Source organism: Streptomyces sp. OZ13, from assembly GCF_052068155.1.
GTDB lineage: Bacteria > Actinomycetota > Actinomycetes > Streptomycetales > Streptomycetaceae > Streptomyces.
On sequence record NZ_JBQHCZ010000001.1, the window covers coordinates 172,477 to 187,891 of the forward strand.

Sequence of the window (15,415 nt, forward strand, 5' to 3'; positions counted from 1 at the left end):
TTACCGCCCGGTATCCGGGATTGTGGAGGGGCCTGCGTCCATCGAGTCCGTTCCGTTGCTGGTCAGTCCGCCGGGCCCGTCCGGCAGCAGGCCGTCGCCGGGCGGTCGCACGTCGGGGAGGGGCAGCAACGGCTCCGCCGGTTCCTGGCCGCCGGCCGGCGCGGTGCCGCTCGGGCGTGGGGAGGGCGAGGAGGAGGGCCGGGCGGCCGGCCGGGGCGAGGCGGGCGCCTCCGTGGGCGACGGTGTCGCCGCGGGACGCGGCCCACCGGTGCGCCGCGGCTCCGGAGCGGCCGGGACGGACCGGGCGGGCCCGGTGGACGGGCCGCGGTCGTCCGGCACCACCCGGTGGCCGCCGAGGTAGTACGCGTACCAGGCCAGCACCGTCCGCAGGTACGCCACGGAGTGGTTGTAGCCGAGGACCGCGCGCTCGAGGCCCGCCCGCTCCGACAGGTCCCGCCCTCCCGCGCACAGGTACCGCCCGGCCGCGAGTGCCGCGTCGAAGATGTTCCCCGGGTCGGCACGGCCGTCGCCGTTGCCGTCGGCGCCCCAGTGCGCCCAGGTGGAGGGGATGAACTGCATGGGCCCCACGGCACGGTCGTACACCGTGTCCCCGTCGTACGCCCCGCCGTCGCTGTCCCGGATGAGCGCGAAGCCGTTGCCGTCCAGCCGCGGGCCGAGGATCGGGGAGAGCGAGGTGCCGTCGGGGAGGACACGTCCGCCTCGGGCCTGCCCGGACTCGACCTGGCCGATCGCCGCGAGGAGCTGCAGCCGCAGGCCGCAGCCCGGAGCGCTGCGCGCGAGTGCGGCCTCGGCGGCCCGGTACGCGGCGAACACCGTCGCGGGGAGCGCCCCGGCCGCCGGTGCGGCGTGGACCCCCGGCGCCCGGACGTCCGCCGGCCCCGGCGTCCGCAGCGGCGGCAGCTCGGTGCGGTACACGCTGTCGCCGGAGACGGTCCCTCCCGTCGGCAGCGGCTGCCGCTGCCCGGCCGGGACGGCGGTCCCGGGCCCTTGCGAGGCGGTGAGCGCCGCGACCGCCATGGCGGCGGCCGCCGTCGCCTTGACACCTCTGCCTACGCGTCCTGTCATGATGCAGACCCCTCCCTGTGCCACCGGTCCGGACGGAACCGGGACCGGCGTGGCTCTCGTCGTCTGCTCTACGCGGGACCGCCGCCGGTCCGTCGCGTCGTGGCGCGCGTTCTCGTCCGGCGCCGGTGAAGGGGGAGCGGGTCAAGGCCTACGGGACAGGCCCTAACGTGGAGGCATGGTGCGACTGAGAGTGGAGTTCACGACGGAGCCGTTCGACCTGGACGAGCCACCGCCGCACGCCGTGGCGGTGCGCGAGGTCGTGCAGGGCGCGGACCTGGACGCGGTGGACGTCGGACCGTTCGGCAACACCGCGGAGGGCGGCGCGGAGCAGGTGCTCGGCGCCGTCGACGCGTTGCTGCGCAAGGCGCTGGAGAACGGCGCGACCCGGGTCTCCCTCCAGGTCAACGTGGTGGAGGGCCAGGGATGACGGCGCTCGACCACGCGCTCGCCCAAGCGGTGAAGCCTCTCGTCGACGCCATGGGCGGGGTGTTGATCGAGCCCGGCGAGGCAGCCGAGGACGACGTCGTCCTCAGCTGGGAGGGCGAGGAGGTCCTCGCGGTGCGGCTTCCGCAGCTCGCGGACTCGCTGGACCACATCCTCGCGGCCCTGGAGCGGCAGCACGGCCGGCCGCTCGCCGAACTCGACCGCAGGAGCAAGCAGTCGATCGTCAGGACGCTGGAGGCGCGCGGCGCGTTCTCGGTGCGCCACGGCGTGGAGACGGTGGCCGGCGCGCTCGGCGTCAGCCGCTTCACCGTCTACAACTACCTGAACCGCGAGAAGAGCCCTTCGGACGGTTGACGCCGCTCCGTCGGCCTCGGGGGAAGGCCAGGCCCGGCAGACCACGGCGCCGCCCTCGCCTGCTGGTCGAGGGCGGCGCCGCGGTGTGCCGGGGTCACTCCGTCAGGAGTCGCCGGCCGTGCCCGCGGCATCGGCGGCCACGGGGAGTTCGTCGGTGGCCGGCGGCTGCGCGGCGGCCGGGTCGGTCGTGGGCGGCTCCGCCGCCGGGACGTCACCGGTCGCCGGCATTTCCCCGAGCGCGGGCAGGTCCGCGAGCCCGGGGATGTCGGCCAGGCCGGGGAGGGCGCCGATGGCCGGGAGCTCGCCGGCCGGAAGCTGGGCCGTGGGCTGCTCCCCGCTCGCCGGCAGCTCACCGGCCGCAGGAGCCTCGCCGGCCGCAGGAGCCTCGCCGGTCGCCGGAAGCTCACTGGTGGCAGGAGTCTGGCCGGTCGCGGGCAGCTCACTGGTGGCGGGCAGCTCACCGGTCGCGGGGAGGTTCTCCGTGGGCAGGCCCGCCGCAGGGACGTCGCCGAGCCCCGGCAGGCCGCCCAGGAGGCCGTTCAGGAGGCCGGTCACTGAGCCGAGGGTGCCGCTGACCGTGCCGAGCAGACTCCCGAGGAGGTCGTCGACGGCCGTCGCGATGTCGCCGGCGGGGTCGGCCGCCACGGTTCGTGCCGGTACGGTGCCGGCCTGCGCGGGGGTGGCGAGGGCGACCGCGCCCAGGCCGAGGAGGGCGCTTGCTGCCGTACAGGCGGCGAAGCGGCGAACGCTTTTCATGTGCATGCTCCTGGCGATTCCGACATCGTTGTCGGCGTTATGTGCGACCGGAGGCGGTACTCCGATCGACTGAGGACATTTCCGACATTAGGTCGTGTCGGGCGCGCCTGCCCCGGTGTGCTGCTGCAACGGTGTAAGGCTCGATACGAGGCCCCGGGGCGGTCGGTCCGGCCGCGGGTGGGCGCCGGAGCGGGGTCGCCGCCGGGGCGCCGTATTTGTACCCCCAAGTTTTCAACAAAGTGTTGACGTCGCGTTGCCGAAGGGCGTTAGCTATCCGCAGCCCGTCCGACGCACCGCGATGAACAAGCCACGGAGGCTCCCGTGACTTCACTTCCGAACCCGGGCCTTGCCCGGTTCAACGCCTCCGAGGACAGTGCGGCCCTGGCCGCACTGCACGAGGTGTGCGCCAGTTCGGCGTGGGGGAGCAAACTGCTCGCCCAGCGACCGTACGCCACCACCCAGGCTCTTTTCGAGGCCAGCGACGCCGCCATGGCGGAACTGACCGCGGAGGATCTGGCCGAGGCGATGGCCGGCCACCCACCGATCGGCCGGCCCAAGCCGGGCGACCCCACGTCGTCCCGCGAACAGAGCGGGATGGCAGGCGCGTCCGAAGCGCTCAAGGCGGAGATGCTCGAACTGAACCTGGCCTACCAGGACAAGTTCGGTCATGTCTTCCTGATCTGTGCCACCGGCCGCACCGGCGAGCAGATGCGGGACGCCGTACGCGACCGGATCGAGAACTCGCCCGAGCAGGAGCGGGAGATCGTCCGCGCCGAGCTGGGCAAGATCAACCGCATCCGCCTGACCCGTCTCGTAGAGCAGGAAGAAGCATGAGCACGGAAACCACCGCATCGGTGTCCACGCACATCCTGGACACCAGCGTGGGACGACCCGCAGAGGGCGTCGCCATCTCGCTGTCGTCCCGTAGCGGCGCGGGAGCGCGGTGGGTGGCGCTCGGCGCATCGAAGACCGACGCGGACGGGCGCTGCAAGGACCTGCCGGCGCTGCCGGAAGGAACGACACACGTACGTCTCGACTTCGAGACCGAGGCGTACTTCGAGAACAAGCAAGCCGATGCGCAGCAGGACGCCCCCGCGAATCGGGACAGCGGTGCCACCGGTGTGTTCTTCCCCGAGGTGGCGATCACGTTCGCCGTCGTGCCGGGCGAGCACTACCACGTACCGCTGCTGCTCAACCCGTTCGGCTACTCCGTTTACCGAGGGAGCTAGCAGACATGCCCACGATTCTCGGCCAGAACCAGTACGGCAAAGCAGAGAACCGAGTCGTCAAGATCACGCGGGACGGCGACACCCACCACATCAAGGACCTGAACGTCTCCGTCGCCCTCTCCGGCGACATGGACGACGTCCACTACTCCGGCTCGAACGCCAACGTCCTGCCGACCGACACCACCAAGAACACGGTGTACGCGTTCGCCAAGGAGTACGGCATCGAGTCGGCGGAGCAGTTCGGCATCCACCTCGCCCGGCACTTCGTGTCGAGCCAGGAACCGATCCACCGGGCACGCATCCGCATCGAGGAGTACGCCTGGGAGCGCATCGCGACCTCCGACGGCAACTCGAAGTTCATCGGCGCCGACGAGGTCAAGCACTCCTTCGTCCGCAAGGGCCAGGAGACCCGCACCACCCAGATCACCTACGACGGTGAGCAGTGGGAGGTCGTCTCCGGCCTCAAGGACCTGACCGTGATGAACTCGACCAACTCCGAGTTCTGGGGCTACGTCAAGGACCGGTACACGACCCTCAAAGAGGCGTACGACCGCATCCTGGCCACCCAGGTCGCCGCCCAGTGGCGCTACAACTGGACCTCGGACGAGGACCGGATGCCCAACTGGGACAAGTCCTACGACCAGGCCAAGAAGCACATGCTCGAGGCCTTCGCGGAGACGTACTCGCTGTCGCTGCAGCAGACCCTGTACCAGATGGGTTCGCGCATCATCAACAGCCGCAGCGAGATAGACGAGATCCGCTTCTCGCTCCCGAACAAGCACCACTTCCTGGTGGACCTCGAGCCGTTCGGCCTCAAGAACGACAACGAGGTGTACTTCGCGGCCGACCGCCCGTACGGCCTGATCGAAGCCACCATCCTGCGGGACGGCGTCGAGCCGAAGATCCCGGTCGACATGACCAACCTCTGACGCGGGACCGACCCGCCCCCGCCCGCCCGCAGCCGGGCGGGGGCGGGCCGGACCGGAGGGAAGAACCATGGCACAGCCTGCAACGGAGCCGGCGCAAGCCGCACAAGGCCCCGGCACCGCACCGCCCGTCCATCCCGTGGACGAGAAGCTCCCCCTCGCGCGGCTCGTTCCCGCCGCGCTCCAGCACATCGCCGCCATGTACGCGGGCGTGGTCACCCCTCCGCTGATCATCGGCCAGGCGGTCGGCCTCGACGCCGTCGGCCTGACCCGGCTGATCGCGGCGAGCCTGCTGATCGCCGGCCTCGCCACCCTCCTGCAGACCATCGGTGTCGCGAACTTCGTCGGGAACCGGCTCCCGTTCGTCAACGCCGCCTCCTCCGCCGGCATCGCGCCCATGCTCGCCATCGCGGAGACCAGCGCCCCCGGCCGCCAACTCCCCGCCATCTACGGCGCGGTGATGGTCGCCGGAGTCTTCTGCCTCGCCGTCGGGCCCTTCTTCGGACGGCTGCTGCGCTTCTTCCCGCCGCTCGTCACCGGCGTGGTCATCACCCTCATCGGCGTCACTCTGATGCCCGTGCCCGTCACCTGGGCACAGGGAGGGGACACCGGCGCCGCCGACTTCGGCGCCATGAAGTACCTGGCGCTGGCCGCGTTCACCCTCGCCGTCATCCTGCTCTTCCAGCGCTTCGGCCACGGCTTCCTCAAGCAAGTGGCGCTGCTGCTCGGCCTGTTCATCGGCACGCTGGCCGCGATCCCCTTCGGCATGGCCGACTTCTCCGCCCTGCGGGAGGCACCTGTCGCCGCGCTGCCGAGCCCCTTCGCCTTCGGCGCCCCCGACTTCCAGCCCGCCGCGATCCTGTCCCTGTGCATCGTGATGCTGGTCCTCATGACCGAGTCCAGCGCCGGGATGCTCGCCCTCGGTGAGATCTGCGACCGCCGCAGCGACGGCGGGACGATCACCCGCGGACTGCGCACCGACGGCATCGCGACGCTCCTCGGACCCGTCTTCGGCGGCTTCCCCACCTCCGCGTTCGCCCAGAACGTGGGCGTGGTGACCCTCACCCGGGTCCGCAGCCGCTACGTCGTCGCCGTCGCCGGCGGCGCCCTGCTGGTCCTCGGCGCCTTCCCCGTCCTCGGCGCCGTCGTCTCACTCGTCCCGATGCCCGTCCTCGGCGGCGCCGGAATCGTTCTGTTCGGCTCGATCGCCGTCAGCGGCATCCGCACCCTCTCCGAGGCCGGACTCGACGACAGCTCCAACATCATCCTGGTGGCCGTCGCGCTCGGCGCCGGCATCATCCCGCTGGCCGCGCCCACTTTCTACGCGGACTTCCCGGCCTGGGCACAGACCGTGCTCGGCTCCGGCATCAGCGCCGGAGCGCTCGTCGCGGTCCTGCTCAACCTGTTCTTCCACCATCTCGGCACCCGCAGCCGCCCGGCTGTGGCACTCAAATCATCCTAGGGTCCTGCCGTGCCCACCTCGCCGCCCACAGAAGAAGGAAGCACCATGGCACCTTCGGCAGCCCCGACCGAAACGGTCGAGCGCATCGTCATCGAGAACTGTGCGATCGCCACCGTGGACGCCGACGACAGCGAGTACGCCTCCGGCCATGTCGTCGTCGCGGGCAACAGGATCGAGTCCGTCGGAGCAGGGAAGGCACCCGAGGGCCTCGCGAACGTGGTACGCCGCATCGACGGAACCGGCCACCTCGTCACCCCCGGCCTGGTCAACACCCACCACCACTTCTACCAGTGGATCACGCGCGGTCTCGCCACCGACCACAACCTCTTCAACTGGCTGGTGGCGCTCTACCCGACCTGGGCGCGCATCGACGAGCCGATGGTCCGTGCCGCGGCGCAGGGCTCGCTCGCGATGATGGCCCGCGGCGGCGTCACCACCGCCATGGACCACCACTACGTCTACCCGCGGGGCTCCGGCGACCTGTCCGGTGCGATCATCGGCTCCGCCCGGGAGATGGGCGTACGGTTCACCCTCGCCCGCGGCTCCATGGACCGCGGGACGTCGGACGGCGGCCTGCCGCCGGACTTCGCGGTCGAGTCCCTCGAAGGCGCGCTGGCCGGCACCGAGGAGACCGTCGACAAGCACCACGACGCCTCGTTCGACGCGATGACGCAGATCGCCGTGGCGCCCTGCTCGCCGTTCTCCGTCAGCACCGAACTGCTCCGGCAGGGCGCCGAGCTGGCCCGGCGCAAGGGAGTGAGGCTGCACACCCACGGGTCCGAGACGGTCGAGGAGGAGGAGTTCTGCAAGGAGCTCTTCGGCATGGGCCCCACCGACTACTTCGAGTCGACGGGCTGGCTGGGCTCCGACGTGTGGATGGCGCACTGCGTCCACATGAACGACTCCGACATCGCGGCCTTCGCCCGCACGGGCACCGGCGTCGCGCACTGCCCCTCCTCCAACGCGCGTCTGGCGGCCGGCATCGCCCGCGTCCCCGAAATGCTGCGGGCCGGTGTGCCGGTGGGACTCGGCGTGGACGGCACCGCCTCCAACGAGTCCGGCGAGCTGCACACCGAACTGCGCAACGCGCTGCTGATCAACCGGCTCGGCGCCCACCGCGAGGCCGCACTGAACGCGCGCCAGGCACTGCGCCTCGGCACCTACGGCGGCGCGCAGGTCCTCGGCCGGGCGGACGCGATCGGATCCCTCGAACCCGGCAAGCTCGCCGACCTGGTGATGTGGAAGCTGGACACCTTCGCCCACTCCTCCATCGCCGACCCGGTCGTCGCGCTCGTCTTCGGCGCGGCCGCGCCGGTCACCCTCTCCCTCGTCGACGGCAGGACCGTCGTCGAGGGCAACCACCTCACCACGGTGGACGAAGACGCCATCGCCCGCTCCACGCGGGACGAGGCACAGCGCCTGGCGCGGATCGCCGCACAGGGCTGAACCCGGTAGTCCGGTCGAGGGGGACGGCCCTCGACCGGCGGCCGTGGACCCGAGCGGGGTCCACGGCGGCCGTCGCCGGGAGGCGCGTACGACAAAGGTGCGTGCCTCCCGGTGGTGGCGCCCCCTGCCACCCGGCACGGGGACGCCGCCCGCACACCGGCTCGGGCGACCCGGTACGTGCACAACCGCACCACCTGCACCACCTCCTTGACACCACACGTCCACCGACGACGTGTAACCCGGACCGGAGGCACCGCCGTGGCCGTGCACAACTCGACCGCCGAAGTAGAGGACCGGAAGCATCCGGTCGACGAAACTCTGCCCCCCTTCAAGATGTTCACCAGCGGCCTGCAGCATGTGGCCGCCATGTACGCGGGAGTCGTCGCCCCGCCGATGATCGTGGGGCCCGCAGTGGGCCTCAGCGCCAAGGACACCGCGTTCCTGATGGGCGCGAGCCTGTTCACCGCCGGTATAGCCACCCTGCTCCAGACCCTCGGCTTCTGGCGCATCGGCGCCCGGCTGCCGTTCGTCAACGGTGTCTCCTTCGCCGGTGTGACGCCGATGGTCGCCATCGGCAGGGACCGGGGCTACGACGGTATCGCCGTCATCTTCGGCGCGATCATCGTCGCCAGCGTGCTGGGCTTCGTGCTCACCCCGTACTTCTCCAAACTGGTCCGTTTCTTCCCGCCCGTCGTCACCGGCACGGTCATCACCCTGATCGGTGTGTCGCTGCTGCCCGTCGCCTTCAACTGGTCCCAGGGCGGCAACTCCACGGCGGACGACTACGGCTCCATGAAGAACATCGGCATGGCGGCGCTCACCTTCGTGATCGTGCTGGCGCTGCGCAAACTGCTGCGCGGCTTCATGCAGCAGATCGCCATCCTGCTGGGCCTCGTCGCCGGCACGGTCATCGCCGTACCGCTGAACATGACCAACCTCGACGCCATCAAGGACGCCGGGATCGTCGGCTTCCCCACCCCGTTCCACTTCGGCGCACCGCAGTTCGAGATCGCCGCGATCGTGTCCATGTGCATCGTGATGCTGGTCTGCATGACCGAGTCCACCGCCGACATGCTCGCGCTGGGCCGGATCGTGGACCGCCCGGCGGACGAGCGGACCATCGAGGGCGGCCTGCGCGCCGACACTCTGGGTTCCGCGATCAGCCCGCTGTTCAACGGCTTCATGTGCAGCGCCTTCGCCCAGAACATCGGCCTGGTCGCCATGACGAAGGTCCGCAGCCGGTTCGTCGTCGCCGCCGGCGGCGGCATCCTGATCCTGCTCGGACTCTGTCCGGTCGCCGCGTCCGTCATCGCGCTCGTGCCGCTGCCCGTCCTCGGCGGCGCCGGCATCGTGCTCTTCGGCTCCGTCGCGGCGAGCGGTATCCAGACGCTGGCCACGGCGGCACTGGAGAAGGGCGAGAACGCGCTGATCGTCGCGGCGGCCGTCGGCATCGGGCTGATCCCGATCGCCGCGCCGGAGTTCTACCACGCCTTCCCCGAGGACGCCCTCGTGGTGCTCGACTCGGGCATCTCCACGGGCTGCATCGTGGCGATCGTGTTGAACCTGGCGTTCAACCACCTCGGCAAGCGGGGGAGTGCGACCGAGGAGGACCCCTCGTCGGTGGAGCAGGGGACCGCGGTCGCGGAGCCGGCCGCCGTGCACTGAGCCGCGTCGCCGCCGGGTGGAGCCGTACCGTCACGGCTCAACCCGGCGGCGTTCCGCCGCGCCGGGGGACGGCTCGGGTCAGGCGGTGTTGTTGGCGAGCGCGATCAGCCGCGTCATCGAGCCGTTGAACTTGTTGCGGTCCACGTCCCCCGCGACGCCGCTGACCCGACCGGTCGCGGTGTACTGCCAGAAGGTCCAGGTGGGGAAGCCGCTCGGGATGTTGGGGCTGCTGACGCCCCAGTGGGCGACCCACAGGGGAGCCTTGGTGGACATGCCGGTCCAGTTCCCGGTGCAGGTGTTCCACCAGCTCGCGGTCGTGTAGATGACGACGTCGCGTGTCGTGCGCGCCTTGTACGTGTTGTAGAAGTCGTTGATCCAGGTGCGCATCTGGGTCGTCGACAGGCCGTAGCACATGGCGCCCGACGGGTTGTGCTCGATGTCGAGGACACCGGGCAGCGTCCTGTTGTCGCGGGACCAGGCGCCGCCGTTGGAGGCGAAGAAGTTCGCCTGGGTCGCCCCGTTCGAGTAGTTCGGCCGGGCGAAGTGGTAAGCCCCGCGGACCAGGCCGGCGTTGTAGGAGCCGGTGTAGTTCGCGCCGAAGCGCGAGTCCTTGAAGCTGGTGCCCTCGGTGGCCTTCATGTAGGCGAAGTCGATTCCGGCGCTCTTGACCGAGCCCCAGTTGATCGCGCCCTGCCAGTGGGAGACGTCGATCCCCTGGACGCCGCTGGTGTCCATCGGCGTGACGGGGCTGCCCGCCTCGGCGGCGCGCGGCTGCTCGATACGGGTTCCCGAGCCCATCCAGGCCTCGCCGGGCTTGACGGGCTTGTCGGGGGGCGGCGGGGCGGCGGCTGCCGTACCGGTGGTGGTCATGAGCAAGGCACCGGCCGAGACGAGGGTGCCGATGACGGTGGCGGTCCTCGATCTTCCGCGACGCGCGAATCCAACTCGTGACACAGGCATGACTGCCTCCTGGCAGGGTGGGGGATCGGCGGACGAGCGTCAGGCGCATGACTTCCCGGGGCCCTTCGGGAAGTCATGGACACGTCACACGAGTAAGTCACTGTGGCGCCCGTGCGTAAAGAGGCGGTCCGAAGTCCCTATGGCCCAGACCTGTGGCGCTTCGGCCGACCTGGGGCAACACCCGTTCCGGCGTGGGAAGTTTCAGCGGCGGGGGCGGTGTCGCCATGGGGAAGACGGCTGGGCGGCGGCTTTCGTTTCACGTTGGGCTGGGCAGCCCATGGGGTCACCCCCATGGGCGGGAGCAGCTCCGCGCTGTGGCCGCGGAAGCCGTTGCGAGAGCGTTCCCGTTCCTTCGGGCCCAGCGCGAGGAATGTGCGGTCGAAATCGCGCCAGAAGGCCATCATGCGGTCCAGCCGGCACCCGGCTCGTGCCCCGGACGAGATCTGGCAAGATCCGCTTGTGAGCCAATCCCTGGTGACCTTGCGCAAGCTCGCGCTCAACGACTGGCAAGTAGTGCACTCCTGGGCCGGCCTCGAGGAGGCTTGTCGCTACCAGCCTTGGGGGCCGAACACCGAGGACCAGACGCGCGCGTTCGTGCAAACCGCCGTCGAAGCCTGGTCACAGGCCCACCAGCAGAGATTCGTCTACATTGCTCGCTTCGAGGACGAACTCGTCGGCATGGGTGAGCTGCGCATTCGTAGCCGTCGCCATCGTCAGGGCGAAATCGCCTGCATCGTGCACCCGAGGGCCTGGGGGCGTGGCGTGGGCACGGCGATCGGACAAGAGCTTCTGTCGCGCGCGTTCGGGGAATTGGGACTACACCGGATCTACGCGACCTGTGACCCCCGCAATCTCGCGTCGTCCCGGTTGCTGGGCAAGCTCGGCATGACGTACGAGGGGCGGCATCGGCACACCGCGTTGATCCGGGACGGCTGGCGGGACTCCGAGATGTTCAGCATCCTCGAAGCGGAATGGCGGCCGAGCCCCAGCGGCAGATTGTGATCTTGCTGCTCGGGGGCCTGTTCGGGCAAGGGTGCGGCCACCGTTGATCATCGGCGCGTGAAGACAAACGATCACGCTGTGACCGCGGGGCACAGGAGCGAACGGCCTGCTGGCGTCGGGCACTTCCCCACGATCGCAGTGGCAGCACTGATCCGCAGGGCCCGCGTGACGCCTGCGCCGAGGCGCCTGGGGTGTCACGCCAGGCGCCCCGGCCCCGCAGGGGGAACGTTTCAGCCCCAGATCGCGGTGACCCACTCGGGGTGGTCGACGAACGGGTTCCGGTTGTGCTGGAAGTCGTCGTAGATCACCTGGTTGCGCCTCTTCTCGAAGGCGTCCGGCGGGTCCTGCTCGTTCCACTGCTTCAGCACGGACAGCCGGCCGTGGTACGGCATGGACCCGTTGTTCACTTGGTCGTTGACCTCCAGGTCGGCGAAGGCGTCGTCGCCCTCGTAGCGCACCGCCATGTAGAAGATCATGCGGGCCACATCGCCCTTGACCGCGTCGCGCGGCTCGAACGAGTCGCTGTCGGTGTAGTTGCCCGGGGCCTCACCGACCTCGGAGCCTCCCTCGTCGAAGTCCTTGTTGCCGCGGGTGCTGTTCACCGACACGTCGGTGGGCCGCAGGTGGTGGATGTCCGTACCCGGGCCGGTGGCGGTGCCGAAGTCGCCGTGCGACTTGGCCCAGGTGTGCTCACGGTTCCACTGGTCGGGGTCGCCGCCGTTGGAGGACTTGCTCTGGGAACGGCCGGTGTAGAGCAGGATCACGTTGGCGGAGTTGGCCGGATCCTCGTCGGTGGCCTTGAGCGCGTCCCAGACCTGGGAGTAGGACAGCTTGGTCTGGTCGCTGATGATGGTGTGGAGGGAGTCCTTGAGGTCCTGTCCCGTCCTGCCGATCGCGTCCTGGTAGTAGGTGTCGTCGTACGCCGACGTGGACGCGGCCGAGTCGGCGGTCCCGTCGGCTGCGGGCGCGGTGATCGCCGTCGCCGGGCCGGTCGCGGCGATCGCCAGCGACAAGCCGCCTATGACCAGGGCGAGATGCTTCCAGCGGGTGACTGGTGTGGGGGGCATGTACGTCCTCTTCTCGGGCCTGTACCGCCCACGGCAACGCGCGTAGAACACGGGCGGCACGACCGAACCTTCATTCGGTTGCGAAGAGTCTGCCCGTGGTCGGGCAACGAGGCATGAAGAAGGCGCAGTGGTTGCGCGAAGGGAGCGTGAAAGCTGATATACCGTCAGCGCCTGTTGTGTGCGCAGCGCTCAGCGCCCTCGGAAGCGTCCTCGGTCGGGCCTTGCCGGCATCCCTGCCTCGGTTCAGCCCAGCAACTCGGCGCTGCTCCGCGGCTCCACCCGCGGCTGCCCGTTGATGCGGTGGCGCTCGAGAGAGGAGCGGCGGTAGACCTCCTCGCGCACCCGCTGGATCTCACCGATCGGCCGATGGTCCTCGCGTACACGCCAGGGGGTGATCGAGGTGCCGTCCGCGGCGGTGAGATTGTCCGCGCCGCCGATGTCCTGGCGCGGAATGTCGATCCTGGCAACGCTCACCCACGGGGAGAGCTGCTCGGGCCACTCCACCGAGGTGTTGTCGACCGGCATCCGGGTCAGGTCGGTGTTCAGCTGCACCTGGAGCTCGAAGGCGTGGTCACGCTCGGCCGCCTCCGCGACCAGCGTGTTGCGGAAGGCCTCGCCGTCCGCCCGGACGTCGACCTCGAGATGGCCGACCGGCGTGACGGGCACCGTGCGCAGCTTCGCGATGTGGTCGCCGTAACGGAAGGCGCCCATGCTGTTGTAGGTGTACGAGAGCAGGTTCTGCCGCTGGACCCTGGTGAAGGACAACATTGCGAACAGCTCGTCCCACAGCCACTCGTCCGCCGTGTCCAGCGTGCCGCGCCGGGTGAGGAACTCGCCCATCCAGGACTTCCGCCGCGCCGGGTTCACCAGGGCGTCCGGCAGTTCGGAGAACAGCTCCTCGATCACCATGTAGTCGTACGCGGTGTTCGCGAAGAAGACGTTGTTGTTGATCAGGTTGAGGTCGAACGTGGTCGCCTCGGACTCGTCGCTCAGCAGTGACGTGCCGGGCACGCCGAACATCTTGATCCCCATGCCGCACGCCGCGCCAAGCAGCGAGTCGGCCCGCAGGTGCCCGAGCCCGTTGGAGTAGCGGACCACGGCGTCGTACGTCACCGGCTCGGTGAAGATTCCTTGAGCGTACGGGGCCTCCAGTTCACTCACCGTGACCGTGGCCTGCACCAGTCCATAGGTCTTGCCGTGCGCCGTCCTGACGGCGCGGCCGGCCTTCTGTCGCTCGACGGACTCCCGGGTGCGGTCCGCGACCTGCTGGACGACTTCGTCCAGATCCTGTTGGTAATTGGGTCGTTCGACGGGCCGGTACGTCTCGAACCGGACGAATTCCATGGAGATTCTCCTCCTCGCGCGAAGCGGTGCGCCGCGCCGCTCGCCGCGTCACTGCCTCGATGCGTTCAATGTAGTGCTCAATTCAGTTGTGCACAATGTAACTGCTTGTGATGGTGCCCACGTCGTCCGTCAAAGGGATCCGGCCCCGCCCGGTGCCGGGCGGACGCTGTTCACCGCGCGGGCGGGGCCGCCATCGCGCCGATGTGGTAACTGTCGCCGTAGACCCGCCAGTTCAGCGGCGGCTCGAGGTCGAAGTTCCGCTCCCGCACGAACACCCGCTGTGCCGTCTCCACCCGGCTCGTGTCGGTGTGCGACGGCTCCTTGCGGATCGCCTCGACGCGGGCGTCCAGGAAGGCGTTCAGGTACTCCTCCTCGTCGCCGCCCTCGGCGGGCGACTCCGCGCCGGCCAGGGCCTTCTCGCGCAGTGCGCGAAAGCCCGTGGAGCTCTCGGAGGCGTCGGAACCGTGCATGACGTACGCGTCGAAGTAGATCAACTGCCCCAGCGCGCCGAGACCGTCGTCCTCGGCCCGGCGCACGGCGGGCAGCAGGTACGTCTCGTCCCGCTCGGCGTCCTGGGCCGCCCGGAACGCCTCGTCGGACGTCGCGGCCCGCTCCCACGCCCGGGTGAACGGCTTGCCCAGCCCCTTGTGCGAGTCGCTGCCCTCGACCGCTCGCAGGGCGGGCAGGAAACGCTCCAGGGCGTTGCCCGGCCTCGCCTTCGTGTAGCGCTCGACCACCGCGAGCATGTCGCCGGTTCCCGAGCAGAAGCCGATGATGCCGGCGGTGTAGCCGCGGCCGTCGCCGATGTCCTCGATGTACTTGTACTGCGCCTTCCAGTCCAGCGTGGAGTTCTCCGCGCTGGAGACGATCCGCATCGCGATGTCCTTCTTCGCCGGGTCCTCCAGCCCGCCCCCGTCCCCGGAGCCGTCGCCGGTGCAGGCGGTGCACGCCCCCACCGCGATCAGGAACGCGAGCAGTGCGCGCAGTACGGACTTCACGGTGGACCCCCTCCCGGGGTCACACCCCCGGCCATACCATCAGATTACTGAACAGCTCCGCCTGCTCGATCGCGTCGTCCAGCGCATGGTGGGTGTGCCGCCGCCCTGACAGCAGCTCACGCGGCATCGCAGACTTCGTCACCGCCCGCAGCGGCAGCCGCGCCTTCACCGCGTACAGCGTCTTCATGTCGAGGCACCCGGAGTGCCCGAACGGGCTCGCCCCGGTGAACCGCAGCAGGTACCAGTACAGGAACGTCCAGTCGTAGGAGGCCGGATAGCCGCACATCACCGGTTGCGCCCCGCCGTACGCCTTGCACACGTCACCCACCCAGACGCCGAACGCGGCCATGGCCGCCGCCGGTTCGCTGCCCTCGGCCCTCAGCCGCTCCCGGTCCAGGCCGCTCACGGCCAGTGCCTCCGGCACGAAGTCCTCGCTGATGGGCTGGAGTTCGCGGTAGAACGTGTCCTTCTCGGGATCGGCCGGCTCGTACCCGTCGACGTCCTGGCGGCCGGCCACTGCGGCGCCGAAGCTGAGCATCGAGTACGGACCCGGGATCGGCCCGTCGGCCTCGACGTCGACGGAGAAGTAGAGGCTGGGCTTCACTCGGCGTGTCATGCCAGGAGCATCGCATCAGCGGCCCTCGCGGCTCATCACCTTTCCGGCGGGGGCGGGCCG

At 70.0% G+C, this 15,415-nt stretch carries 16 protein-coding genes; 9 read left to right on the plus strand and 7 right to left on the minus strand.

The genetic code is table 11. The features are described 5' to 3' along the window. Entirely contained in the window at positions 1 to 1,086 is a 1,086-nt protein-coding gene (locus ACTMTU_RS00770) for a lytic transglycosylase domain-containing protein (protein WP_441261435.1), read from the minus strand. A 178-nt stretch (positions 1,087 to 1,264) separates the two neighbouring features. Between ACTMTU_RS00770 and ACTMTU_RS00775 the strand changes: the two genes are divergently transcribed. Together ACTMTU_RS00775 and ACTMTU_RS00780 are read left to right on the plus strand one after the other, a co-directional pair. Further along, positions 1,265 to 1,513, plus strand: coding sequence for a hypothetical protein (locus ACTMTU_RS00775; protein WP_159694908.1), 249 nt, complete (start codon positions 1,265 to 1,267; stop codon positions 1,511 to 1,513). Then, complete coding sequence (locus ACTMTU_RS00780; protein ID WP_441261436.1) at positions 1,510 to 1,884, plus strand: helix-turn-helix domain-containing protein; 375 nt, start codon at positions 1,510 to 1,512, stop codon at positions 1,882 to 1,884. Before ACTMTU_RS00775 ends, ACTMTU_RS00780 begins: the two co-directional genes overlap by 4 nt. Before the next feature lie 102 nt (positions 1,885 to 1,986). On the opposite strand, the gene ACTMTU_RS00785 is transcribed toward ACTMTU_RS00780, so the two are convergent. Next, a complete protein-coding gene (locus tag ACTMTU_RS00785; RefSeq protein WP_441261437.1) occupies positions 1,987 to 2,640 on the minus strand; it encodes a hypothetical protein in 654 nt (217 codons plus the stop codon). A gap of 321 nt (positions 2,641 to 2,961) precedes the next feature. Here ACTMTU_RS00785 and uraD point away from each other — a divergent pair, with 321 nt between their 5' ends. The 6 genes from uraD (at position 2,962) to ACTMTU_RS00815 (ending at position 9,368) form a co-directional block, all read left to right on the plus strand. Next, on the plus strand, positions 2,962 to 3,474 hold the full coding sequence (gene uraD / locus ACTMTU_RS00790; RefSeq protein ID WP_441261438.1) for a 2-oxo-4-hydroxy-4-carboxy-5-ureidoimidazoline decarboxylase: 513 nt from the start codon (positions 2,962 to 2,964) through the stop codon (positions 3,472 to 3,474). After that, positions 3,471 to 3,869, plus strand: coding sequence for a hydroxyisourate hydrolase (gene uraH, locus ACTMTU_RS00795; RefSeq protein WP_441261439.1), 399 nt, complete (start codon positions 3,471 to 3,473; stop codon positions 3,867 to 3,869). The genes uraD and uraH overlap by 4 nt, the downstream gene beginning before the upstream one ends. 5 nt (positions 3,870 to 3,874) lie before the next feature. Next, positions 3,875 to 4,798, plus strand: coding sequence for a factor-independent urate hydroxylase (pucL, locus tag ACTMTU_RS00800; protein WP_307709070.1), 924 nt, complete (start codon positions 3,875 to 3,877; stop codon positions 4,796 to 4,798). A 67-nt stretch (positions 4,799 to 4,865) separates the two neighbouring features. After that, positions 4,866 to 6,257: a nucleobase:cation symporter-2 family protein gene (locus tag ACTMTU_RS00805; protein WP_441261440.1), complete on the plus strand. Its 1,392-nt coding sequence runs from the start codon at positions 4,866 to 4,868 to the stop codon at positions 6,255 to 6,257. A gap of 45 nt (positions 6,258 to 6,302) precedes the next feature. Next, positions 6,303 to 7,703: an 8-oxoguanine deaminase gene (locus tag ACTMTU_RS00810; RefSeq protein ID WP_441261441.1), complete on the plus strand. Its 1,401-nt coding sequence runs from the start codon at positions 6,303 to 6,305 to the stop codon at positions 7,701 to 7,703. 258 nt (positions 7,704 to 7,961) lie between these two features. Next, positions 7,962 to 9,368: a nucleobase:cation symporter-2 family protein gene (locus tag ACTMTU_RS00815; protein ID WP_441261442.1), complete on the plus strand. Its 1,407-nt coding sequence runs from the start codon at positions 7,962 to 7,964 to the stop codon at positions 9,366 to 9,368. 78 nt (positions 9,369 to 9,446) lie between these two features. Here the strand turns inward: ACTMTU_RS00815 and ACTMTU_RS00820 are convergent, their stop codons facing one another. Beyond that, positions 9,447 to 10,328, minus strand: coding sequence for a lysozyme (locus ACTMTU_RS00820; protein WP_441261443.1), 882 nt, complete (start codon positions 10,326 to 10,328; stop codon positions 9,447 to 9,449). A gap of 459 nt (positions 10,329 to 10,787) precedes the next feature. On the opposite strand from ACTMTU_RS00820, the gene ACTMTU_RS00825 reads away from it, so the two are divergent. Beyond that, positions 10,788 to 11,330, plus strand: coding sequence for a GNAT family N-acetyltransferase (locus ACTMTU_RS00825; protein WP_441261444.1), 543 nt, complete (start codon positions 10,788 to 10,790; stop codon positions 11,328 to 11,330). Between the two features lie 230 nt (positions 11,331 to 11,560). On the opposite strand, the gene ACTMTU_RS00830 is transcribed toward ACTMTU_RS00825, so the two are convergent. The 4 genes from ACTMTU_RS00830 to ACTMTU_RS00845 all read right to left on the minus strand — a co-directional run bounded on the left by ACTMTU_RS00830 (position 11,561) and on the right by ACTMTU_RS00845 (position 15,355). Then, complete coding sequence (locus ACTMTU_RS00830) at positions 11,561 to 12,397, minus strand: endonuclease I family protein (RefSeq protein WP_441261445.1); 837 nt, start codon at positions 12,395 to 12,397, stop codon at positions 11,561 to 11,563. Between the two features lie 243 nt (positions 12,398 to 12,640). Continuing rightward, positions 12,641 to 13,741, minus strand: a complete 1,101-nt coding sequence (locus ACTMTU_RS00835) for a catalase family protein (protein ID WP_441261446.1) — start codon at positions 13,739 to 13,741, stop codon at positions 12,641 to 12,643. Between the two features lie 170 nt (positions 13,742 to 13,911). Beyond that, the gene (locus tag ACTMTU_RS00840) at positions 13,912 to 14,739 is read right to left on the minus strand and encodes a chitosanase (RefSeq protein WP_441261447.1); all 828 of its coding nucleotides are present in this window, start codon (positions 14,737 to 14,739) and stop codon (positions 13,912 to 13,914) included. Positions 14,740 to 14,758: 19 nt separating this feature from the next. Further along, positions 14,759 to 15,355: an exonuclease gene (locus tag ACTMTU_RS00845; RefSeq protein ID WP_441261448.1), complete on the minus strand. Its 597-nt coding sequence runs from the start codon at positions 15,353 to 15,355 to the stop codon at positions 14,759 to 14,761. Positions 15,356 to 15,415 lie beyond the last annotated feature (60 nt).